We start from the raw sequence: 24,458 nt of genomic DNA, 5'->3' as shown, positions 1-24,458 counted from the left end.
GCTATAATTATTTACTTTATGGATTTTGTGTCAAATCCATAAATTTATTGTACTTACTATCATAAAAAGAAGAGATATAAAGCGAAATGGTTAGTAATAAAGGTAGGTTTGATGGATCCTACTACGGATCCACCATTCAATGAAAAGGATCACTCAATTACACGATCGGTAATTTAATGTCCTTAAACATCTCTTCAATATCTTCATTATTACGAAGTGCAATCGCTTTATCGACAACATCTCGGGTTAAATGAGGCGCAAAACGCCAAATAAAATCATACATATAGCTACGTAAGAAGCTGGTTCGTTTAAAACCAATTTTCGTGGTGCTATAACTAAACTTATCGCGCATATCGATAACGACCAAATCGTTATCCAATTCAGGATTCACAGCCATACTGGCAATGATACCGATACCCAGCCCTAACCTAACATAAGTTTTAATCACATCGGCATCTGTTGCTGTAAAAATGATTTTGGGTTCAAGATCTGCTTTTTGGAATGCCACATCCAATTCAGAACGACCAGTAAAACCATGGGTATATGTTACGATTTGATACTGAGCGACATCTTCAATAGTCACATTTTTCTTTTCTGCTAATGGATGCCCTTTTTGCACCACTACACATCGATTCCAATGGTAGCAAGGCAGCATAATCAAATCGCTGTATAAATGTAATGCTTCAGTGGCTATCGCAAAATCACTATTTCCTTTGCACACTTCTTCCGCTATTTGGGTTGGTGATCCCTGTTGCATATGTAATGAAACGTGTGGGTAGCGCTCGATAAAGCCTTTGATCACCGGAGGTAATGCATAGCGAGCCTGTGTATGAGTCGTCGCAATATGTAATGTGCCTTTATCAGGATAAGTATGTTCGCCTGCTACAGAGCGGATGGCTTCAATTTTTGAGAGGACTTCTCGGGAAATACGGATCACTTCTTCACCAGCAGGCGTAACATGTGTTAGATGTTTACCACTACGGGCAAAAATTTGAATACCTAACTCATCTTCAAGCATTCTCACTTGTTTACTGATACCAGGCTGTGAGGTAAATAACCCTTCAGCGGTTGAAGAGACATTCAAGTCATGATTAACCACTTCAACAATATAACGTAATTGCTGTAATTTCATATTGCGATCCACCTCTACAGAGCAGCAAGAAATTTGCTATAGCTAAAAATTATTACTTATAATTAAAAGCTATATATAGTCGATTTGATATAACCAATATATCATCATTCCGTACAGAATGAATAGCCAGATGATAAAATTTCACCTAAGTTAATTTATTTTGAAATAATTTATACTTGGGATCAGTAAGAAAATGAAAAGATACAATTCACGTTTCACGATCTATGATTGAATAAGTGCAAGACGATTTGGCTAAAATGGAAATATAAAAGAGGATATTACATGCAGAAAAAAATATTGGCGCTGTTAATTAGCATGTCAACTATTGCTATGGTGCCTTCCCTCCATGCGAAAGAAATTTCTTACGGCGATCAAAAAATTGTATTGTCTGACAATATCGTTTCTGGAGATGATTTCTATCGCTATGTTAATCAGGATTGGATTAGTAAAGCCAAAATTCCAACGGGTATGCCACGGATCAACTCATTTGTTGAGCTATACCTGAATACAGAAAAACAACTACAAACCATTATCGATGAATTACAGAGCACACCAGAAAGCGCTCTCAATCATAACCAACGAAATATTCGCAATTTATATACTAGTTATTTAAATGAAGAGGCGATAGAAAAAACAGGTATCACACCGCTCAAAAGCGACCTTGACGCTATCAGTAGTGCAAAAAATCACAATGATATAAATAAGTTAATGGCTCAGCCTGCTTATACACCTTTTATCTCGTATTGGGTTGACCTTGATGCCAAACAACCTGATACCTACGTTTTATACCTAGGACAAGGAGGCCTCGGTTTACCAAATCGTAATTATTACCTCGACCAAACACCACAAATGGAAGAGATCCGCAAAAACTATATCGCCTATATAGCGACAATCTTAAAACTGTCAGGTGAAAAAGACGTAGAGAAAAAAGCACAACAAATTTTTGACTTAGAAAAATCAATGGCTGAAGTGCATTGGAGTCCAGAAGAACGCCGTGACACCATAAAGAACTATCACCCAATGACCTTAGATGAAATGAAAAAATTCACTAAAGGGTTTGAATGGGAGAGCTTTATTAATCAATGGCAACTTTCAAACAAACAGTTGAATAAAATTATTGTCGAAAATGATAGTGCGGTTGAACAACTGGCTAAAATTTATGCTGACACGCCTGTCTCAACGCTACAAGACTACTTACGTTTTCATTATTTGAGTAACCAAGCCGCTTATTTAAATCGTGACTATTCTGACGCTCGGTTTGATTTTTATTCACGTAAACTAAACGGCGTGGAAAAACAAAGAACCCGCAAAGAACGCGCTCTTGAAACCGTTAATCGTTTACAAGGCGAACCTATGGGGCAAATTTATGTTGAAAAATACTTTAATCCTGAATCCAAAGCAAAAATTACTGATTTGGTCAGTTACGTCAGAGGCACATTTAAGTCACGTTTAACCCAAAATGACTGGATGGATGAACCAACCCGTCAAGAGGCACTTAAAAAACTCGACCAATTTACAGTTAAGGTTGGTTATCCGGATAAATGGCATGATTTTAGCGATATTAATTTAACTTCAGATAATTTACTTGATAACTATAAGCAGGTGCTCAATTGGTTCTATCACGATGATATGAGCAAAATCGGCCAGCCAGTACGTCAATGGGAATGGGGAATGACCCCACAAACCATCAATGCTTATTTCAATCCAGTGCAAAATGAAATTGTATTCCCTGCGGCAATACTACAAGCGCCATTCTTTGATCCTAATGTTGACCCTGCCTACAACTATGGCGCAATTGGTGCCGTTATAGGCCACGAAATGGGTCATGGCTTTGATGACCAAGGCAGCCTATACGATGGTACCGGTCAATTACGAAATTGGTGGAGCGATACCGCTAAAGAACATTTTAAGCAAAAGACGGATAAGTTAGTCGCACAATACGATAGTTTCACTGTTGGTGACCAAAAAGTGAATGGTCAATTAACATTAGGTGAAAATATTGGCGATTTAGGCGGTCTAAATATCGCCCTAAGTGCTTATAAGCAATTTGTTAAAGAGAACTATCCAAATGGAGAAGCTCCCATTATTGATGGAACCACTGGGTTACAACGCTTCTTTATCTCTTGGGCAAGAACATGGCAAGAACTTGCAAATAAAGAATCTGAGCGTAATAAGATCCTCACAGATCCACACAGTCCGAATCAATTCCGCGCAAATGGTGTCGTCCGTAATATGGATGAGTGGTATCAATCCTTTGGTGTTGATAAAGACAATAAATTATACCTAGAACCAGAACAGCGTATTCGTATTTGGTAAACAAGCAACTATACTGTATATTTATACAGCCACCAGTAAAATCGATACCTAAATATTCTCACAAAATACATTATCGTTAGTTTTCAATAAATTAAAGGCTCCGAGTGATTGGAGCCTTTTGAGTATTCCATTCTTAAAAATGGGATACCATAGTTTCAATATTTCATTTGCTAAAAAAATTGTTAGTGCGTAACACTGATTTTAATATCATTTGCTGTCTTGAACCCGTAGCGACTCAGTGGTGATATCATCACGTCAGCAACATTGCCTGACACATCAATGATTTTTTTCTCGCCCAGTGTAATATAAAACTGTCCAATTGAATAAGATTACAACTATCTTTATTAACAATATTTTTTACTTAAGAGAAAGGCACTACGAATACTCTTATATTGATAAAACTGAGAGTTTCAATCTGCGCTTATACTATTTTCATTGTTTTTTAAAAAATATATTTTGAGATTTGTAAACTTTTGCTTTGGTTTTTTCTATTATTTATCAATAAATTACATGGGTTTACTTTCATAAAAAACAGGTATGATGACACATCGAGCCAAATTGGATAATCCAATATTAATGTTATTGATTGATTTTTTATAACTATAAAGAATTAATACACATCAGGTGAGCAAAAAATAAAACCTTTCAAGCTAAGAATTAAGAATAATGAATACAGTTAAATACGACATACAATATTTGAGTCTTCCCATTGTTAGGAAAGACCCATATATGCAACTAGTCAATAACACCACATGCCATTCGAGCACCGCCACCACCTAATGCCTCTGGGTGGTCTGAATAGTTATCACCCCCTACATGTACCATAATGGCATGCTTTTCTACTGCTTTAAGCTCCTTTAAACGTGGTGCCAGAACGGCATAATCTGCATTTCCTTTAGTATCCACAACTAAACCAGGCAGATCGCCTAAGTGGCCTGTTTTATCATAAGGCCCTTTATGTACACCTGTTTTTTCAGGATCTAAATGCCCACCAGCCTTTAATGCAGGAACCATTTTGCCCTCTTTTTCACCTGCATCACAGCTTGGGTTTTCATGAATATGGAATCCATGTATACCTGGTGCTAAACCTGTTAGTTTTGGCGTAAACAATAATCCATAGTCCGTTTCAGAGATCACAACTTCACCAATTGTTTTTCCTTCTCCTTGTGCTGTTGCTTCTTTCAATTCTACCGTTTTTTCTGCGCCATTGGCTGCAAATGCAGTTAGTAAGCCTGCTAGTAAACATATTTTGAGTTTCATTCAACCTCCGGTTGTGATGGTGTTATAGCTCTTACGTTTAATAATATGACAATACTGAATATCACTTATCAATGATAACTATAAATAGAATAGCAACTCCATTTTGGATTGCTTTGCGGTTTGCCACATAAAATAAAACTTAACTCAAATAATACGGTTTTTAAGATAGATCCATATGGCGAGATAAAACGAAAAACTGAGGCCAAAATTGAAATGAAAAACTGAGGCCAAAATTGAAATGAAAAAGGCGATAGAAAAACTATCGCCTTTATATTTGAAGAGACATTAAAAACACTTATTTGTCTTTAACTTCCCATTTACCATCAACGTAAAACGCACTCCAGCCGGTTGCTTTGCCATTTTTATCTGAAGAAACATATTGCTGTTTCGTTTTACGGCTAAAGCGAACCACCGTTGGGTTTCCTTCAGGATCTTTAGCAGGAGCATCAGCCAAATATGCTAATTTCTCTGGTAATCTCTCTCTGAAGCGCTGTAATTCTTCAACCAATGGCGCACGTGTTTCACGTGATTTCGGGAACGTATTGGCTGCAAGGAATACGCCAGCAGCACCATCACGCAAAACGAAATAAGCATCTGATTTTTCACATGGCAGTTCAGGCAATGGAACTGGATCTTCTTTTGGTGGGGCAACTTCACCATTTTTTAAGATCTTACGTGTGTTCTTACACTCTTCGTTGGTGCACCCCATATATGGACCAAAACGACCTGTTTTTAGGTGCATTTCAGAACCACATTTATCACACTCAACTACTGGGCCATCATACCCTTTAATGCGGAACTCACCCTCTTCGATTTCATAGCCTTCACAAGCGGGGTTGTTACCGCATACATGCAGTTTACGTTGGTTATCGACCACATAGCTATCCATCGCAGTGCCGCATTTTGGACAACGACGTTTCGCACGTAACGCATTGGTTTCTGCATCATCACCTTCAAGAATATTCAGAACTTCGTGTTCAGGAATAAGGTTGATGGTTTTCTTACAACGCTCTTTTGGTGGTAATGCATAACCTTCACAACCAAGGAATACCCCTGTCGATGCTGTGCGGATCCCCATATGACGTTCACAATCAGGACAAATGATGGATGTGATCACCATTGGGTTAGTACGCATGCCACCTTCTTCAGGCTCTTTTTCTGCAATATTAAGTTGCTTACTAAAGTCTGAGAAAAACTCATCCAGTACCGCTTTCCATTCAGCCTCATGGTTAGCAACATGGTCGAGCTGATTTTCCATGCGAGCAGTAAAATCGTAGTTCATTAGGTCATTGAAGTTCTCTTCCAGCCTATCAGTAACGATTTCACCCATTTTTTCAGCGTAGAAACGACGATTCTCAACTTTAACATAACCACGGTCTTGAATAGTCGAGATAATGGCCGCGTAAGTTGATGGGCGTCCAATACCCCGCTTTTCTAGCTCTTTAACCAGTGATGCTTCACTAAAACGCGCTGGCGGCTTAGTGAAATGTTGGCTTGGCAGCAATTCGACTAATGATAATTCAGAACCCACCTGAATTGGTGGTAATGTTTTGTCTTCGTCGTTTTTGCGTAATGCAGGCATGACACGCGTCCAACCATCAAAGCGTAAGGTACGGCCTTTGGCTTTAAGCTCGAAATCACCTGCTTTCACAGTCAATGTTGTTGAATCGTATTTTGCCGGCGTCATTTGGCAAGCAACAAATTGATTCCAAATCAACTGATACAATTTCTTCGCATCAGCTTCCATATCTTTCAGCGAGTCAGTTAATACATCAACACTTGAAGGACGGATGGCTTCGTGCGCTTCTTGCGAATTCTCTTTACTGCTATAGACAATGACATCTTTTGGTAGATATTTATTACCAAAATTGTCACTGATATAACCACGAACCATATTTAATGCATCTTGGCTCAAATTGGTTGAGTCTGTACGCATATAGGTGATATAACCCGCTTCATAAAGACGCTGAGCCATCATCATGGTTTTTTTCACACCAAAGCCAAGCCGAGTACTTGCCGCTTGTTGCAATGTTGATGTGATAAACGGTGCGCTAGGTTTGCTTGACGTTGGTCGGTCTTCACGGTCGACAACTTGAAAACGCGCTTTTTCTAACAGGCCTACCGCCGCTTCAGTTTCTGCTTTGGTAACGGGTTTAAAAGGCTTACCTAATCGATGAGTAACTTCCATTCGCAATGCCGCGATATCTTTATCAGCGAGATCGGCATGGAGCTCCCAATACTCTTCAGGCACAAACGCTTTAATTTCACGTTCACGCTCAACAATCAGACGCACAGCGACTGATTGCACACGACCCGCAGATAGACCACGAGCCACTTTTTTCCATAATAAAGGCGATACCATATAACCAACCACGCGATCCATAAAACGGCGTGCTTGTTGCGCATTAACCCGGTCAATATTTAGTTCACCTGGGCTTTCAAACGCTTGTTTAATCGCATTTTTAGTAATTTCATTAAACACGACACGACTAAAGCGGGAGTCATCCCCTCCAATCACTTCGCGTAAATGCCATGCAATAGCTTCCCCTTCGCGGTCAAGGTCCGTCGCAAGATAGACATGGTCTGCATCTGCCGCTAACGCTTGTAATTCAGAAACTACTTTTTCCTTACCGGGCAAAATTTGATAATTCGCCTTCCAACCATGGTAAGGATCAATCCCCATACGTTTTACTAACGCAGCTTGAGGATCTTTTTTAACCTTTTTGGTTTTGTCGGTAGATGAGCCTGTACTCTTTTGTGAGCCGGACCCGCTTTTCGGCAGATCACGAATGTGGCCAACGCTGCTTTTGACAACGTAGCCACTGCCAAGATACTTATTGATCGTTTTGGCTTTTGCCGGGGACTCCACGATAACAAGAGCTTTACCCATATTTACCTTTACCTAAATTTCTACGATGGCGCATTTCTACATTAAAATGCGCAAAATGAAAATCTCTTTTTTATATTGCGGCACAATTGCAATATATCAATATAATTTCTTTAAATTGTTTGCGTTTAAGCAAAAACTACAAAGCAAATCACGCTATGCTAAAAAGAACATAAAGTGTTCTAGCTGACTGATTTTAGCCGTATAATAACTAATTCATATCAACGAAAAGCACACACTCTACCTGATAAAATACGAGACGCAACCAATTATTTTCTTAAGGGAGCTAACTAATGCACGATGATATCCAATCTATAACACAAAACGAACTTCTTGAAAAAGCTAATGAGATCATAAAGAAACATGAAGACTACATTCATGGTATGTTTGTTGATACTGTAGAGCAACATCGCGGCACTTTAGTTTTTAAAGGTGAATTCTTTTTAGATGAAAATGGTATCCCAACCGCAAAAAGTACCGCAGCTTTCAATATGTACAAACATTTATCCCATTTGTTTTCAGAAAAATATCACCTTAAGTAATGGTACGTAATCAAAAAATTACCGGCAATCAGCCGGTAATTAATAATAGATATGAAATAGATAATTTGCGAGCAAACCAAGTCTCAATTTATTTACATAAACGGTTTTTGACCTCGCTGCCACCAACGCAATAGTAGTTTGTCTACATTTTCGGACACACTACTTGTAAAACGCTCTAGCATTTTTTTACTCTGCGTATAGCGAATACCGACAATTTCCTTTGTATCAATTGAAGCAATAATAATATCATCACTCACCCCAAGCTCATCAATTAAACCTTTATCTAATGCTTGAGTACCGTACCAATATTCACCTGTAGCAACTGAATCGATATCCAATGATGGACGATTTTGATGAACAAATTGCTTAAATAGATCATGGGTTTCATTGAGGTTTTCAACAAATTTTTTACGACCTTGTTCAGTATTTTCACCTAACATAGTTAATGTTCGTTTATATTCACCAGCAGTATGAAGCTCGACATCAACATCATGTTTTTTCAGTAAACGATGGATATTAGGTACCTGTGCTACCACACCAATTGATCCCAATATAGCAAACGGCGCTGCAACAATTTTTGTCGCAATACATGCCATCATGTACCCACCACTCGCAGCCACTTTATCAACAGCCACGGTTAATGGAATATTTTTCTCTTTTAAACGAGATAGCTGAGATGCCGCTAAACCATAACCATGTACCACACCACCTGGGCTTTCAAGGCGTAATAATACTTCGTCCTGCTGATCTGCAACGGCAAGTACAGCACTGATCTCTTCTCTTAAAGAGCTCACTTCACGTGCATCCATGCTCCCCTTAAAATCGAGGACATATAAACAAGGCTTTTTTACCGCCGTCTGGCCTGTTTTCGCCCCTGCTTTTTCATTTTTTTCTTTTGTTTTCTGCTGTTTTTTAAACGCTTTTAACCACGCTTTATGTTCAGCATCATTCATTTTAACTTGTTGCATTTGACGTTGACGTTCACGGTAGTTTTCACCTAAATCGGTGATTTTTAGTTCACCTCGGCTACCTTGACGACGCATTCCAACACCAAATACAAAAACGGCAAGCACAACAATCGCCACGACAATTGTGACAACTTTGGCTAAAAATAGTCCATACAGAGAGAAATACTCCACAAAATCATCCTTCTGATATTAAGCTTAATAAAAAATAATCTCATGATTGCCGCGAAACAACCAGTAAAATAACTCTGCTTTATCGTCATGTTACTTGAATTTTTACGTCAAATTGGCTAATCATCGTAATCATGCGATGATATCTCAACATGTTAACAAAAAAGATAGGAAAATTACCATGCTCCACTATCAACCCAAACAGGATCTCTTAAGTGGCAAAACCCTTCTCGTAACAGGAGCCGGTGATGGCATTGGCCGTGAAGCTGCATTAACCTATGCCCGATTTGGCGCATCGTTGATCCTCATCGGTAGAACGTTGCATAAACTTCAATCAGTCAGTCAAGAAATTGAACAGCTGACAGGTAAATCCGCAGATATCTATGTATTAGATTTGTTGACAGCTACCCATCAAGAGTACACCGAACTGGCACAAAGCATTGCCCAAAAACATGCTTACCTTGACGGTGTTTTACACAGCGCAGGTTTATTAGGTGTAGTTAGCCCTATTATTGAGCAGCCTGTAGTTGAATGGCATGAGGTTATGCAGGTCAACGTAAATGGCGCCTTTATGCTAACGCAAGTTTTGCTACCTCTATTACTCAAAGCCCCGAATGCCTCTTTAGTTTTCACCAGTTCAAGCGTAGGTAAACAAGGCCGTGCAGAATGGGGAGCTTATTCGGTTTCAAAATTTGCTACAGAAGGCTTAATGCAAATTCTATCTGAAGAGTATAAAAATAGTAGCTTGCGCGTTAACTGTATTAACCCAGGACGCACTCGTACTAGCATGCGAGCCAGCGCGGCTCCAAATGAAGATCCAATGACTATTAAAACTCCTGCCGATATTATGCCAATATATTTATATGTTATGAGTGATGATAGTCTACGAAAAACAGGGATCAGTTTTGATGCCCAACCTGCTCGTAACGTCAATATAACGGAGTAACCGTATGTCTCAAAGCCGACACGAACAACGCCAACAGCGCCTGAAAGAAAAAGTTGATGCTCGTATTGAATCCGCCCAAATAGAACGTGGTATTTTGCTGGTTTTTACAGGGAATGGAAAAGGTAAAACAACAGCAGCTTTCGGTACCGTTTGCCGAGCGGTCGGCCATGGGAAGAAAGCGGCGGTAGTTCAATTTATTAAAGGAAGTTGGGATAATGGTGAACGTGAGTTACTCGAACCCAATGGCGTCCCTTTTTATGTGATGGCAACAGGTTTCACATGGGAAACCCAAGACAAGGAGGCGGATACTTTAGCTTGCCTTGAAACATGGCAACATGCACGTCAACTATTGTCTGACCCATTAATCGATTTAGTGGTGCTCGATGAAATGACTTATATGGTCAGTTATAACTATCTACCATTAAGCGAAGTCATTGATGCCCTAGAACATCGCCCTGAAAACCAATCAGTTATTATTACAGGCCGAGGATGCCATCGTGACTTGCTAAGTTTAGCGGATACAGTGACAGAAATGCGCCCTGTAAAACATGCCTTTGATGCAGGAATTAAAGCACAGAAAGGTATTGATTGGTGAGTCTACTGGCTGGTGTACATATATACTCAAAATAATTCGAGAGGTAGATAGATGACGCGTAGCCGTAATCACTATGCCTTTAATGAAAAGCCCTGCAATGTGAATTATCGTGAGTATAAGTACATCAGCAATATTAATTAAGCATCAACGTACCCGCCCCAAAAATCGCCTGAGTCTGCTGCATAAACTCAGCATACTTGCGTTTTTCAAGCAATGAACGTTTATCACTCCCCATACGGCTATAAATCACCGCCATATTTGAAATATTATCGTGGTATTTATTGTAGTAAAATGCTTTTCTCTGTGGATCTAAAGAACGACGAAAGTTATTAATTAGACATACGACATCTAAAGCATACATTTGCAGTGTTTCATCAGAAAAATGAGGTGGAGAAAGCGGGTAATTGAAATCTACAGTGACCGATTGCACCTCATCATTAATCAGTTTCTTAATTATTAGTTGTGAAAGTAAAACATCTTCATTACGAATTAAATCGACCAACTCTTTATTAGTTAAACATTTAGTTTTTACTTTACTCACTGTCGTCGAGCCGGCGAGTATTTCGGAAACATATTCTCCTACTGCGATATCACAATTAAATACATTATTATCAATTATATAATCATTACTACTATTGATCCTACCCACCAACTCATAGCCATCAATAACTAAAGATTGTTTATTTAAATGATAAACAGCAGGGATCCCCTCAGTGCCATAAATAAAATCATACGCATAATAAAATTGTTGGGTAGGATTTAGAATACCGCCTTTATTACCTGGATAAACAATAAACTGAACCACTTTACCCGTCGCGGTCGTCATCGAGTGAAAACCCGGACTGAGAGAAATACTGCCAACCCCATTTTTGGGGATCACAATAGGCTGATAATCGATTAAAAATATGAAACTATCCGATGAGTCATTAGTAAAATAAAAACGCCCACTTTCAGGAGTTACTGTTTGGTTACTATCACAACCACTTAAACTTAATCCTAAACCCAATACCATGACAGCCGACATTAACCGAAATCCATTCATATAAAATAACACCCTGTTCTACTGCTACTAACAAATAAAATATCGTAAATACAGAATATTCTCAATTATGTATTTGTACTTTTGTGACAAATACATTATCAAAATTAATAAAAAAGGCTATGGATCACTCCATGGCCTTTCCAAAAAATAATGATAAATGATTTGTTAGATGCGGGTACGACGCTTAGCCGTTGGTCTTGATGACTGGCGTTTTGATGCAGGTCTAGCGGCAACTTGTGAGTGACGTTTAACCGCACGACGGATTTGATTGGCTTTAATACGTCGTTGATCGCGTTCAACCGCCACTTTAGATTCGGTTTCGGCCTCAAGTTCAACTAATTCTCTTAAATAGTTAGTTTGTTCAAGCCCTAATTCAGTCCAACCACCGCGAGGTAAACCTTTTGGTAAGTCAATATCACCGTATCTAACACGGATCAGGCGGCTAACTTGAACACCCACAGCTTCCCAGAGTCGACGAACTTCACGGTTACGGCCTTCAGTTAAGGTTACGTTATACCATTGATTCATTCCCTCACCGCCACGATATGAAACCGTTTTAAATGCCGCAGGGCCATCTTCTAGTTGAACACCTTGAGTTAACTGACGAATTTTTGCATCTGTGATTTCACCAAATACACGCACAGCATATTCACGTTCTACTTCACGGCTTGGATGCATCAAACGATTAGCTAATTCACCATCGGTAGTAAACAGTAACAATCCGCTAGTATTCACATCTAAGCGACCTACAGCAATCCAGCGTGCACCAACTAGCTTAGGTAAGCGAGTAAATACGGTTGGACGCCCTTCGGGATCATGACGAGTACATAGCTCTCCCTCAGGCTTGTAATATGCCATTACACGGCAAATCTCTTTTTCTGGCTCTTTAATGGTCAGAATACGGCCATCCATACGGATTTTAGTCGCAGATTTTACTTCAATGCGATCACCTAACGTCGCCATTTTACCATCAACACTGATGCGACCTTCTTTCAAAAAGGCTTCAATTTCACGACGGGAGCCATGCCCAGAGCGGGCAAGAATTTTTTGTAACTTCTCAGTTTTTTGCGGTTTAGCGCTCATATAACCCTCGAATGTCGCCTTCACAGGCGTCAATAATTTTTCGTGACCTATCACAAAAAATAATGAATAAGAAAACCTGCGCATTATACACAGGTTTTCAAGGATCCCCTATTAATAATCCTTTGGCTAAAAAAGCTTATTCAAACGGTGATGGATCACCTGTACCTACACGAACCACCACGGGTGCATCATTAGTTAAATCAATAACCGTGGTCGGCTTTTGGCCAATGTAGCCACCATGGATCACCAAATCGACCTGCTTACCCAGTAAATCACGAATTTCCTCAGGATCAGATTGAGTAAAATCATCCCCAGGCATAATTAGGCTGGTTGACATCAGAGGTTCCCCCACGGCTTCCAATAAATCACGTGCAATCGGGTTTGCAGGAACTCTTAAGCCTATCGTTTTACGTTTTTCATTCATTAAACGGCGTGGTACTTCTTTAGTCGCCTGAAGGATAAATGTATAGTTACCTGGTGTATTATTTTTGATTAAACGAAATGCACTATTATCAACATGTGCATAATTTGATAGCTCTGATAGATCACGGCACATCAACGTAAAATTGTGATTCGCATCCAGTTGACGAATACGACAAATGCGTTGTAATGCATCTTTATCTTCTAATCGGCAACCAATTGCATACCCAGAATCGGTTGGATAAACGATCACACCACCTTGATTTAAGATTTCAACGCTTTGGCTGATTAAGCGCGGTTGTGGATTATCCGGATGGATATAAAAAAACTGGCTCATACAGACCTCGGTTCTTTATTCTTGACAGCATCATCCGGTAAAAAACCTGAAAATGGCACTATCTACTCGCAAATAACAACGCATCAATAAAACTGACGCAGCTTCTTTCATTGGATGTATTCTACACCGCATTTACGATATATACTCTAAATAATTCAAGGTGCAACTAAGCGGCAAGTGAACGAGTCGCTGAGAACTCAGAGAATTATGTGGCAGCCATGAGTGAAGCTAAGCACCATAAATCAACCAAACGCATTCCAACTTGCAGCATGATGAATATCACCATGTGTTATCGCGTTTTTACCTCATCCCACAGCCCCCAAACTGCTTGTTCATCGTCAGGAAGCCATAAGTTACGGCCCAATTCAATCCAAGAGCATGGCCGATGAAAATCGGAACCCACAGAAGTCTTCAAATCGCTCACTCGTGCGAGTTCAGCGAGATATTGTTTTTCATTCGGTGCTTGTTGGCAATGAGAAACCTCCATCGCGTCCCCCTGACAATCTTTAAAATAAGCCACCAAACGTTTAAGCCATTTATTGGACAGTTGATATTTAGAGGGGTGTGCTAAAACCGCAATACCTCCAGAGCGATGGATAGCATCAACGGCATCTTCAATAGAGCACCACTTTGCAGGGACATACCCCATTTTACCTTTCGATAAATAACGCTTGAAAACATTATTGATATTTTTCTCTTTGCCAATTTTAACTAAATATTGCGCAAAGTGTGCTCGGGTTACTTGTCCACCAGCGGAAATTTGTGATGCATTCTCCCAAGCATCGGGAATACCAACTTTTTCTAGCCGACGCCCTATTTCAATTCCACGTTCTAAACGTAACGCAGATTGTTTTTCTAATAATTGCCTCATCACAGATGATGTTGTAGAAAAATTTAACCCAACAATATGAATTTCCATGTTTTCCCACATAGTGGAAATTTCAACACCATTAATCAATTCCAATGGACGTTGAGTTTGCAAAAGGTACTCACGAGCTTTGATAACGCCGTCACAGGTATCATGGTCAGTAATGGCAAGCACATTTACGCCCATTTCGATAGCCCTTTCAATCACTTCCGCAGGTGTCAGTTCACCATCTGAAGCATTGGTATGACAATGCAAATCATATCGTGTCATCAATGGGCTCGAAATTTGTGACATAAGGTAATCATCTCCTTTTCCAATTACGGAATATTTTTCCTGAATATAAATAACAAACTACTTGACACAATCAATGTGATCCAGTTTACTAGTACGCAAGACGGCAGCAATGCCGATATTAATTTGATTATCCAGAGAGGCACTGTATGGCTGTTATCAATCTATCAAATCGTTGGTGGCGTAACTTCCCAAATTGGGCGGAAGACGCACACGCATAGATTCGATATGCCTCAGCGCCAAACCCGCCCTAGTCTGCGGGTTTTTTTATGTCTAAAAATCGTTAAAAGGCAACAAAATGAATAAGCAAAACACAACATTAGCACATTTTAGTTTTCTGGATAGCCCAATTAACTATCAGCAAGACCCAACATTGCTGTTTAACCACCTTTGCCAAGAGGTTCCTGCGACCATGTTATTAGAATCCGCAGAAATCAATAGTAAAGCGAATTTACAGAGTTTGTTAATTGTCGCAAGTGCCCTACGTATTCGCGCGTTTGGTCAGCGTGTTGAAATTGAAGCATTAACCCCAAATGGTGAAAACTTACTGCCTATCATGGCTGAGCAATTAGCAGATAAAGCACTACGGTGTGAACTATCAGCTCAGCACCTGACAATTAACTTCGGTCAACCAAGTCATGAACTCGATGAAGATAGTCGTTTAAAAAGTGCTTCTTGCTTAGATGTTCTAAGGTTACTACCAACACTCGCACAAGCCAGTACTCAACAGCCCGAAAATTTATTTATTGGTGGATTATTTGCTTATGATTTAATCGCTAGTTTTGAATCTTTACCGGCGACAAAAACGATCAATCAGTGTCCTGACTACTGCTTCTTCGTAGCGGAACACTATTTAGTGATCGACCATCAAAATCAGGCTGCACGTCTGAAAAGCTGTTTTTTTACTGATAATGTGGAACAACAACAAACGATTAAACAACGACATGATGAAATCATTTCAGCATGTCGTCCTTTTTTATCGCCTCTAGCATTAGGGACCACTGAGACATTTGCCGTTCACACCAATAAAAGTGATGAGCAATATTGTGCGGTGGTTAACTCAATGAAAGAAGCCATCTATCGTGGTGATATTTTTCAAGTGGTTCCATCACGTAAATTTTCGGTGCCTTGTCCTTATCCACTTATTGCCTATCAAAAGCTCAAAGCACAAAACCCAAGCCCTTACATGTTTTTTATGCAAGATAATGATTTTTCACTGTTTGGTGCGTCACCAGAAAGTGCACTGAAATACAGCTCAAGCACTCGGAAAGTCGAAATATACCCAATTGCAGGTACACGTCCTCGCGGTCGTGATGCTTCAGGCGCTATCGATTTAGATCTTGATAGCCGCATAGAACTCTCCATGCGTACTGATCATAAAGAGCTGGCAGAGCATTTTATGTTAGTTGATTTAGCGCGTAACGATTTAGCGCGTATTTGTGAAGCAGGTAGCCGTTACGTTGCCAACTTAACTAAGGTTGACCGTTATTCATTTGTAATGCACTTGGTCTCACATGTTGTAGGGACTCTGCGCGCTGATTTGGATATTTTTCATGCTTATCAAGCTTGTATGAATATGGGAACCCTCACAGGTGCGCCGAAAGTGCGTGCCATGCAATTGATTGCAGAATATGAACAAGAGCGTCGAGGCTCCTATGGTGGCGCGGTTGGTTATTTCACAGGCAAAGGCGACTTCGATACTTGTATCGTGATCCGTTCCGCTTATGTCGAGAATGGCGTGGCTACCGTCCAAGCCGGTGGGGGCGTCGTACTTGATTCTTCACCTCAAGGAGAAGCCGATGAAACACGTAACAAAGCTCGCGCAGTGATCCGCGCAATTGCCCAAGCCCACCAAGCAGAGGAGTTATTCTAATGGCGAACATCTTATTACTCGACAATGTTGACTCTTTTACTTACAACCTCGTAGATCAATTACGCTCTGGTGGTCATCACGTGGTGATTTATCGTAATACCGTTAGTGCGGAGCATATTTTATCAGTTTTAAATCAAATGGAATCGCCGCTACTCGTGCTCTCACCGGGCCCTGGAAAACCAAGTGATGCAGGCTGTATGCCAGAAGTTTTACAACAAGTGATTGGTAAAATTCCTGTGATCGGTATCTGTTTAGGGCATCAAGCCATTATTGAGGCTTATGGGGGTCATGTTTCTGCCGCAGGCGAAATTCTTCATGGTAAATCATCCATGGCAACTCATGATCAACAAGCCATGTTTAGTGGTTTAGATAACCCAATACCTGTTGCTCGTTACCACTCTTTAGTCGGCAGCCAAGTTCCCGAGCAACTCACTATCTGTGCACAATCAAATGGTATGGTCATGGCGGTACGTAATGATCACGACCGTATTTGCGGTTTTCAATTCCACCCTGAGTCTATCTTAACCACTCAAGGGGCAGTGTTACTTGAAAAAACCGTAGCATGGGCGCTTTCGACCCCAATTAGCACAACAACATCATCGCGTTAACAGGGAAGAGAGAACCTAATTATGCAAACTATATTCGATAAATTATTTCGCGCTCAAACATTAACACAGCAAGAAAGCCAACAGTTATTCAATGCCATAATTCGTGGCGAATTAACAGAGGCACAATTAGCTGGTGTATTAGTCAGTATGAAAATGCGAGGTGAACAGCCGGAAGAAATTGCCGGTGCAGCATTAGCTTGCCTTGAAAATGCGCAGCCGTTCCCACGCCCTGAGTATCAATTCAGTGATATTGTCGGTACCGGTGGTGATGGTGCAAATAGCATTAATATTTCAACGGCAAGTGCTTTTGTTGCTGCACAAGCTGGGATCAAGGTTGCCAAACATGGTAACCGCAGCGTTTCTAGCCGTTCAGGCTCATCTGATTTATTAGCCTCTTTTGGTATTTCACTTGATTTAAGTGCTCAAAGTGCTCGTGATGCTCTTGATGAATTGGGGGTCTGCTTCTTATTTGCGCCACAGTATCACAGCGGTTTTCGTCATGCAGCCCCCGTACGTACTCAGTTAAAAACACGTACATTATTCAATGTGTTAGGTCCATTAATCAATCCGGCACGCCCACCAATTGCGTTGATTGGGGTGTATCAAGAATCGTTAGTAGAGCCCGTAGCAAAAACACTACAAATGCTTGGTTTTACTCGCGCTGCTGTGGTACACAGTGGAGGTATGGATGAAGTTTCTCTTCATGCTACAACACAGGTTGCTGAGTTAAACCAAGGTGTTCTTTCCTTCTATCAACTAAACGCAACTGATTTTGGTTTACAGACTTATCAGTTATCTGATTTAGAAGGTGGTACTCCTGATGAAAACCGAATTTTACTCACCAATTTGTTACAGGGTCACGGAAAGCCTGCACATGAAGCTGCGGTCGCAGCAAATGTTGCCATGCTAATGCGTATTAATGGCCATGAAGATTTAAAACAAAATAGCGAACACGCTCTGAATATTATTCGTAGTGGTAGCGCGTTTGACCGAGTCACTGCACTAGCTTCAAGGAACCAATAAAATGAAAGCGACTGTATTACAAAAAATTGTTGATGATAAACGCGCCTACCTTGTTGAGCGTAAAATCAAACAGCCACTAGAGAGCTTTATCGATACAATAACGCCATCAAGCCGCAGTTTTTATGAAGCACTGTCAGCAAAGCGCCCTGTTTTTATACTTGAATGTAAAAAAGCGTCACCTTCCAAAGGACTGATTAGAGCTGATTTTGATCCTGCTGTGATTGCAAGTATTTATGCGCCTTATGCATCCGCTATCTCAGTGTTAACCGATGAAAAATATTTCCAAGGCAATATGGAATACCTGACCATTGTCAGTAATACCGTTAAACAGCCCGTGTTATGCAAAGATTTTATTGTTGATGCGTACCAAATTTACCTAGCAAGACACTATCAAGCTGATGCAATTTTATTAATGCTATCAGTACTCGATGACCAAGAATATGTCGCCCTTGCTGAGGTTGCCCATCAATTAAATATGGGTGTATTGACTGAAGTCAGTAATGAAGAAGAGCTTGAACGTGCGATTCAACTTAAAGCACAAGTGGTAGGCATTAATAATCGTGATTTACGCGATCTGTCTATCGATTTAAATCGTACTCGCCAGCTCGCACCAAGGCTACCAACAGGCACTATCGTGATCAGTGAATCAGGCATTCACCGCCATCAACATATTCAATCATTGAGTGAATTTGCTAATGGATTTTTGATTGGTAGTGCATTAATGGAACAAGCTGACATCGGCAAAGCCTTACGTAACCTCGTAACTGGTGAGCACAAAGTGTGTGGATTAACCCGCGGACAAGATGCTAAAGCGGCACTGGCCGCAGGGGCAACTTATGGTGGGTTAATTTTTGCAGAAAGCTCCCCACGAAAAGTGACACTGTCACAAGCAAGGCAAATTATCCACGCCGTTCCACTTAAATATGTCGGTGTGTTTCGCGATCAATCTGCCGATTTTGTGGCTCATATGGTAGAGCAGCTTGCTTTATCAGCAGTACAGCTGCATGGCAATGAAGATGCAAACTACGTGCAAAAATTACGTGAAACTTTGCCTACGCATTGTGAAATTTGGAAAGCCGTTAATATGTCACACCCCGATTTTAGCCAATTCGATGAACAACCTATAGATCTTTTATTACTCGATAATGGCCGCGGTGGTAGTGGTAAAACTTTTGATTGGAACATGATCCCCACAAACAGTAAGTTTCGATTTATGGTCGCAGGTGGACTAAATGCAGAAAATTGTCGTCAAGCTGCCAAATTATTGTGTAATGGACTTGATTTCAATTCAGGCGTTGAAATCGAACCGGGTATTAAAAGCGAACAAAAAATTAATCAAGTATTCAGTTCACTCGCTTAATCGACAAGCACATTTAAAACTGAACATAATACGCATATAGAATAGAGATTAAGAGACAAATAAAATGAGTAAACTAGACCCCTACTTTGGTGAATTTGGCGGGCAATATGTCCCAGAAATTTTAATTCCAGCCCTGAATCAACTGGAAGAAGCGTTTATTGATGCACAGAATGACCCGACATTTCTAGCCGAATTTCATGATTTATTAAAAAACTATGCAGGTCGCCCTACCGCGTTAACCTTATGTCGTAACCTCACTGAGGGAACCAAAACTAAACTATATTTAAAACGCGAAGATCTGCTACACGGTGGCGCCCATAAAACCAACCAAGTATTAGGCCAAGCACTGTTAGCAAAACGCATGGGGAAAAATGAGATCATCGCTGAAACAGGCGCAGGACAACATGGTGTTGCAACCGCACTGGCATGTGCATTACTGAATATGAAATGCCGCATCTATATGGGGGCGAAAGATGTTGAACGCCAATCTCCTAACGTTTTCCGTATGAAGTTAATGGGTGCAGAAGTGATCCCTGTGCACAGTGGTTCTGCAACGCTAAAAGATGCTTGTAATGAAGCACTTAGGGACTGGTCTGGTAGCTATGAAAAAGCACACTACCTACTTGGCACTGCGGCGGGTCCTCATCCGTATCCAACCATTGTACGTGATTTCCAACGTATGATTGGTGATGAAGCCAAACAACAAATCTTAGAAAAAGAAGGCCGTTTACCTGATGCTGTAATCGCATGTATCGGCGGTGGCTCCAATGCCATTGGTCTGTTTGCTTCTTTTATCCCTGAAGAAGATGTCCGTCTTATTGGTGTTGAGCCAGCAGGCTTAGGAATTGAAAGCGGACAACATGGCGCACCATTGAAACATGGTCGCGTTGGTATCTATTTCGGCATGAAATCGCCAATGATGCAAACCCATGAAGGGCAAATCGAAGAGTCTTACTCCATCTCCGCAGGCCTTGATTTCCCATCCGTCGGGCCACAACATGCTCACTTAAATAGCATAGGTCGCGCTGATTATGTTTCTATTACTGATGATGAAGCATTGACTGCATTTAAGCTCTTATCACGCAAAGAGGGAATTATTCCTGCCCTTGAATCATCCCATGCCCTCGCCTATGCACTAAAAATGGCCGAGCAAGAGCCTAATAAAGAGCAATTGTTAATTGTTAACCTATCAGGTCGTGGTGATAAAGATATTTTTACCGTGCACGATATATTGAAAAGTAAGGGAGAGATCTAATGGAACGTTATACTAAGCTTTTTGAACGTTTAAATAGTGTTAATCAAGGTGCTTTCGTTCCATTCGTCACACTTGGTGATCCTGATGCTGAACTTTCACTAAAAATTATTGATGCATTAATCGCTGGTGGTGCTGATGCCTTAGAAATTGGCATTCCCTTCTCTGATCCTCTCGCTGATGGTCCAACGATCCAAAATGCTAATCTAAGAGCATTTAAAAGTGATATCACGCCAACACTATGCTTTGAATTACTAGCACGAGTGCGTCAAAAACACCCCAATATACCCATTGGGCTGCTGGTCTACGCAAATCTAGTTTTCAGTAATGGCATTGATAAATTTTATTCACGTTGCCAACAAGCTGGCGTCGATTCAGTTTTAGTTGCTGATGTGCCTATGCGTGAATCTAAGCCATTCCGTGAATCTGCTATGGCGCATGGTATTGCGCCAATATTTATCTGCCCGCCAAATGGTGATGATAAACTACTTAAAGAGATCGGTGAATATAGCCAAGGCTACACCTATTTGTTATCACGCGCGGGTGTGACAGGCACTGAGCAACGAGCGCAAATGCCTCTTACTAACCTCATCAACAAATTAAACCATTATCAAGCGGCTCCCGCACTGCAAGGCTTTGGAATTTCAGAACCAGCTCAAGTTGCTGAAGCCATTGCTAATGGTGCAGCGGGTGCAATCTCAGGCTCTGCGGTGGTTAAAATTATCGAAAACAACCTGCAACGTCCTGATACTATGCTGGCTGAGCTCACCCAGTTTGTGGCTAATATGAAGGTCGCCACTGTAAGATAATCTCAAACATAGCATTCTATTCGCCATACCTTTGTATGGCGAATTTACCCTCTCTCATCTCAATTAGACCATTTTAGTTGTATCTTTAAGTTGAATTTTCCCCTATTTCTACTGATACTAAAATTATCAGTGACAATCATTTACTTTATAGTGATTACTCGCTGAAAACTAAATAGCAGCTCTTGCTGAATAACATAACAACCAATAGTTTGTAGTTCGACACGTTAGGAGAGAAAGGATGAAATTATTAAAGTCTGTTGGCACACTACTTGTTGCCACTTTTATGGCATTCGCACTCGCTGCTTGTGCACCTACGTCTAAATCAGAAGGCACTGGTGGCTATATCGATGATACGGTCATTACAACTAAGGTTAAATCTGCTTTGCTTGCGGAGAAAGATTTAAAATCGACACAAATTAGTGTTGAGACATTTAAAGGTCGAGTGCAATTAAGTGGCTTCGTTGATTCTAAAGCCAGCGCAAATAAAGCAATCGAAGCGGCTCGAAATGTAAAAGGTGTTCAATCTGTTATTGACTCGATGAAAATACGTTAATATTTTCAATCCAAACTTAAAATATCAGTCCTATTCGGGCTGATATTTTATCACTCTTGTTAATAGTATTTTTTGTTTTATAAAATAAGATTTGTTATGAATATGTTTCCATATCGTTACGGTAATATTTTTAATTTATATTGAAAACTAATAAGATTAGAAATTAAATTCTTAACTGATTATACATTTTTATCGACTATTTCCATTATAACAAAAAACCCGAGAATACTTATTCCCGGGTTTCCTACTACCTAACATCCATTTAATATCAGATTGCGTCCTGCTAAATTCAATTAGAAGCGGTAACCGACACCAAACATAAATACGAATGGGTCAAGACGAGTATCCACTTTTTGTTGTTCACCGTTAAATTTAAATTTAACGTCTGTATCAATATCCATCCACCACAGAGAGGCGTTTAACATCCAGTTTTCAGTCAGCATATAGTCCATACCAGCTTGTGCTGCGAAGCCCCAAGAACTAGATAAATCAAGGTCACTCAAGCCTAGCTGTTTAGCACCTGAATTGAATTTTTCGTCAAAGAAGAACGTGTAGTTAATACCTGCGCCTAAATAAGGACGTAATTTGTCTTCTTTGCTACCAAAATAATATTGTGCCATTAATGTTGGTGGTAAATGATGAACTGTCGCAATATTACCTAGTTCACCTAAACTAACTTTATGCTCAAATGGCGTTGCAGCTAATAATTCCACACCGATATTATCGGTCACCATATAGCTGAATGTCAGACCTAATTGAGTATTATTATTCGCATTAAAATGGCCAAGCCCGCCTAATACATCGTCAGAGCCTGCATTAGGACGAACAGTTGCAGTACCTGCACGGAAAATAAAGTCGCCTTCTTGATGAGCAATTGAAGCAACTGGAGCTAATGTTGCAGCAGCTAAGACAAGCGCAGTGAGTTTTTTCATTATCAATCCCATTCCTGTGTTTTTTTATTTGGGTGAAATATACCCTTTAATTTTATTTAATGTTCAAATCAAGATCACATCTTTTAATAAAAGAAGCATAATCTGACTAGAGTGAATTTATTATTTCATTTGTAATTTTTTTAATTTTGATTTAAATCAATTTTTATTAGATATATATAAAAATAAAAAAATACTATCGTTATTTTTATATTATTCAGCCAATAAAGTTATATTTAAAATACACCTTTAGCCTGATTAAGAATTATTACTTAATTATTATTTGAGAAAATTTTGTGTTTTTCGCTTACTATTTACGACTAACACTAGGTCTTTTCTGAACTTTCTCTACCTATGAGGTTGATACTCAGTTACAATCAGCTAAAAATTTTACCCTTTGTAGATAGGAGCAGTTACATGTCCATTTCGGCCAACTCACTCATTAGTGATAGTATTAACTTTTTTAAGAATCAGTTGGGTGGCCTATCCACAATTGTATTGCTAGCAACCGTCGTCAGTGTCATCATTTATTCGATGATGATCCCAAGCGCTCAGATGATTTCAGTCTTAGTAGATGCACAAGCTCAATTTATTAAAGCAGGAAACTCAGGGCTACAAGATTGGGTTCAAGGGCTTTCTGAAGAAGAGAAAAGTAGCATCTTACGTGTCTCTTTTGGTCTGATCCTGTCGGTGACTTTCGGTAGCTTGATATTAATTTGCGGGGTTTTAGCCTATATTGCAGGGCTATCACGCGGGGAAGATATGACTGGCACCCAAGCTTTATTAGCCTCACTCCCTAAAGCACCCTCTATGTTTTTACTGTTAGTCGTATGCTCATTGCTAGTTCAACTAGGTACCACCATCATGGTGTTTCCCGGCATTGTATTAGCAATCGGTTTTTCTTTAGCACCTGCGATTTTGATCAGTGAAAATGTCAATCCATTCAATGCAATGGGTAAAAGCTGGAAAATGGCGTATGCAAATTGGCGGTTAGCCCTTCCTATGGTACTGATTTGGATGGCCTCACAAATGCTAGTTAGCCTACTAATGAGTAGTATGCAGATGAATCACATCGTCAGCAATGGCGTTTCATTCCTAATAAATAATATTATTGCAGCATTTGCTCTGATTTACTTCTATCGCCTTTATATGCTGATCACTCAAAAATAGTTGCAACATAAATCACCACTAAAAAC

Annotated in this window: 21 protein-coding genes and 1 other annotated feature; of the genes, 12 read left to right on the top strand and 9 right to left on the bottom strand. The window is 40.1% G+C overall.

Annotated elements, in window-relative coordinates:
- Positions 1–157 precede the first annotated feature (157 nt).
- Positions 158–1,132 (bottom strand): HTH-type transcriptional regulator CysB, encoded by a 975-nt coding sequence (gene cysB / locus M1E96_RS09705; protein ID WP_070928108.1) that lies wholly within the window; start codon positions 1,130–1,132, stop codon positions 158–160.
- Positions 1,133–1,414: 282 nt separating this feature from the next.
- On the opposite strand from cysB, the gene M1E96_RS09700 reads away from it, so the two are divergent.
- Positions 1,415–3,448, top strand: coding sequence for a M13 family metallopeptidase (locus tag M1E96_RS09700; protein ID WP_337979340.1), 2,034 nt, complete (start codon positions 1,415–1,417; stop codon positions 3,446–3,448).
- Between the two features lie 735 nt (positions 3,449–4,183).
- On the opposite strand, the gene sodC is transcribed toward M1E96_RS09700, so the two are convergent.
- Entirely contained in the window at positions 4,184–4,708 is a 525-nt protein-coding gene (sodC, locus tag M1E96_RS09695) for a superoxide dismutase family protein (protein WP_070928112.1), read from the bottom strand.
- Between the two features lie 295 nt (positions 4,709–5,003).
- The gene (topA, locus tag M1E96_RS09690; protein ID WP_140179542.1) at positions 5,004–7,598 is read right to left on the bottom strand and encodes a type I DNA topoisomerase; all 2,595 of its coding nucleotides are present in this window, start codon (positions 7,596–7,598) and stop codon (positions 5,004–5,006) included.
- A 290-nt stretch (positions 7,599–7,888) separates the two neighbouring features.
- Here topA and M1E96_RS09685 point away from each other — a divergent pair, with 290 nt between their 5' ends.
- Complete coding sequence (locus M1E96_RS09685) at positions 7,889–8,137, top strand: DUF2498 family protein (RefSeq protein WP_070928116.1); 249 nt, start codon at positions 7,889–7,891, stop codon at positions 8,135–8,137.
- A 92-nt stretch (positions 8,138–8,229) separates the two neighbouring features.
- Here the strand turns inward: M1E96_RS09685 and sohB are convergent, their stop codons facing one another.
- The gene (gene sohB, locus M1E96_RS09680; RefSeq protein ID WP_070928118.1) at positions 8,230–9,276 is read right to left on the bottom strand and encodes a protease SohB; all 1,047 of its coding nucleotides are present in this window, start codon (positions 9,274–9,276) and stop codon (positions 8,230–8,232) included.
- 178 nt (positions 9,277–9,454) lie between these two features.
- On the opposite strand from sohB, the gene M1E96_RS09675 reads away from it, so the two are divergent.
- On the top strand, positions 9,455–10,219 hold the full coding sequence (locus M1E96_RS09675; RefSeq protein ID WP_272580110.1) for a YciK family oxidoreductase: 765 nt from the start codon (positions 9,455–9,457) through the stop codon (positions 10,217–10,219).
- A gap of 4 nt (positions 10,220–10,223) precedes the next feature.
- Positions 10,224–10,814, top strand: a complete 591-nt coding sequence (cobO, locus tag M1E96_RS09670; protein ID WP_272580109.1) for a cob(I)yrinic acid a,c-diamide adenosyltransferase — start codon at positions 10,224–10,226, stop codon at positions 10,812–10,814.
- Between the two features lie 133 nt (positions 10,815–10,947).
- Here the strand turns inward: cobO and M1E96_RS09665 are convergent, their stop codons facing one another.
- The 4 genes from M1E96_RS09665 to M1E96_RS09650 form a co-directional block, all read right to left on the bottom strand.
- Positions 10,948–11,856 (bottom strand): hypothetical protein, encoded by a 909-nt coding sequence (locus M1E96_RS09665; protein WP_369096554.1) that lies wholly within the window; start codon positions 11,854–11,856, stop codon positions 10,948–10,950.
- Between the two features lie 165 nt (positions 11,857–12,021).
- Positions 12,022–12,939: a 23S rRNA pseudouridine(2605) synthase RluB gene (gene rluB / locus M1E96_RS09660; RefSeq protein ID WP_272580107.1), complete on the bottom strand. Its 918-nt coding sequence runs from the start codon at positions 12,937–12,939 to the stop codon at positions 12,022–12,024.
- A gap of 136 nt (positions 12,940–13,075) precedes the next feature.
- Positions 13,076–13,696 carry an L-threonylcarbamoyladenylate synthase gene (locus M1E96_RS09655; RefSeq protein ID WP_070928126.1) on the bottom strand — a complete coding sequence of 207 codons (621 nt, stop codon included), beginning with the start codon at positions 13,694–13,696 and terminating at the stop codon, positions 13,076–13,078.
- A gap of 289 nt (positions 13,697–13,985) precedes the next feature.
- Positions 13,986–14,858, bottom strand: a complete 873-nt coding sequence (locus M1E96_RS09650; protein WP_272580106.1) for a PHP domain-containing protein — start codon at positions 14,856–14,858, stop codon at positions 13,986–13,988.
- 167 nt (positions 14,859–15,025) lie between these two features.
- Positions 15,026–15,126, top strand: a sequence feature (Trp leader region).
- Positions 15,127–15,153: 27 nt separating this feature from the next.
- Between M1E96_RS09650 and M1E96_RS09645 the strand changes: the two genes are divergently transcribed.
- From M1E96_RS09645 to M1E96_RS09615, 7 genes are all read left to right on the top strand, one after another.
- On the top strand, positions 15,154–16,728 hold the full coding sequence (locus tag M1E96_RS09645) for an anthranilate synthase component 1 (protein WP_070928130.1): 1,575 nt from the start codon (positions 15,154–15,156) through the stop codon (positions 16,726–16,728).
- Positions 16,728–17,336: a gamma-glutamyl-gamma-aminobutyrate hydrolase family protein gene (locus tag M1E96_RS09640; protein WP_070928132.1), complete on the top strand. Its 609-nt coding sequence runs from the start codon at positions 16,728–16,730 to the stop codon at positions 17,334–17,336. Before M1E96_RS09645 ends, M1E96_RS09640 begins: the two co-directional genes overlap by 1 nt.
- Before the next feature lie 21 nt (positions 17,337–17,357).
- On the top strand, positions 17,358–18,359 hold the full coding sequence (gene trpD, locus M1E96_RS09635; protein WP_070928134.1) for an anthranilate phosphoribosyltransferase: 1,002 nt from the start codon (positions 17,358–17,360) through the stop codon (positions 18,357–18,359).
- 1 nt (position 18,360) lies between these two features.
- The gene (gene trpCF, locus M1E96_RS09630) at positions 18,361–19,719 is read left to right on the top strand and encodes a bifunctional indole-3-glycerol-phosphate synthase TrpC/phosphoribosylanthranilate isomerase TrpF (RefSeq protein WP_272580105.1); all 1,359 of its coding nucleotides are present in this window, start codon (positions 18,361–18,363) and stop codon (positions 19,717–19,719) included.
- A gap of 64 nt (positions 19,720–19,783) precedes the next feature.
- A complete protein-coding gene (gene trpB, locus M1E96_RS09625; RefSeq protein WP_070928138.1) occupies positions 19,784–20,974 on the top strand; it encodes a tryptophan synthase subunit beta in 1,191 nt (396 codons plus the stop codon).
- On the top strand, positions 20,974–21,780 hold the full coding sequence (gene trpA / locus M1E96_RS09620) for a tryptophan synthase subunit alpha (RefSeq protein WP_272580104.1): 807 nt from the start codon (positions 20,974–20,976) through the stop codon (positions 21,778–21,780). Before trpB ends, trpA begins: the two co-directional genes overlap by 1 nt.
- A gap of 238 nt (positions 21,781–22,018) precedes the next feature.
- The gene (locus M1E96_RS09615; RefSeq protein WP_272580103.1) at positions 22,019–22,333 is read left to right on the top strand and encodes a BON domain-containing protein; all 315 of its coding nucleotides are present in this window, start codon (positions 22,019–22,021) and stop codon (positions 22,331–22,333) included.
- Positions 22,334–22,626: 293 nt separating this feature from the next.
- Here M1E96_RS09615 and ompW read toward each other — a convergent pair whose 3' ends face one another.
- The gene (gene ompW / locus M1E96_RS09610) at positions 22,627–23,265 is read right to left on the bottom strand and encodes an outer membrane protein OmpW (RefSeq protein WP_070928144.1); all 639 of its coding nucleotides are present in this window, start codon (positions 23,263–23,265) and stop codon (positions 22,627–22,629) included.
- A gap of 414 nt (positions 23,266–23,679) precedes the next feature.
- On the opposite strand from ompW, the gene M1E96_RS09605 reads away from it, so the two are divergent.
- A complete protein-coding gene (locus tag M1E96_RS09605; RefSeq protein ID WP_070928146.1) occupies positions 23,680–24,432 on the top strand; it encodes a YciC family protein in 753 nt (250 codons plus the stop codon).
- Positions 24,433–24,458 lie beyond the last annotated feature (26 nt).

Origin of the sequence: Providencia sp. PROV236, from assembly GCF_033676985.1 — a bacterium.
GTDB classification, from domain to species: Bacteria; Pseudomonadota; Gammaproteobacteria; order Enterobacterales; family Enterobacteriaceae; genus Providencia; species Providencia manganoxydans.
This window is presented reverse-complemented; position numbering and strand designations above follow the sequence as displayed.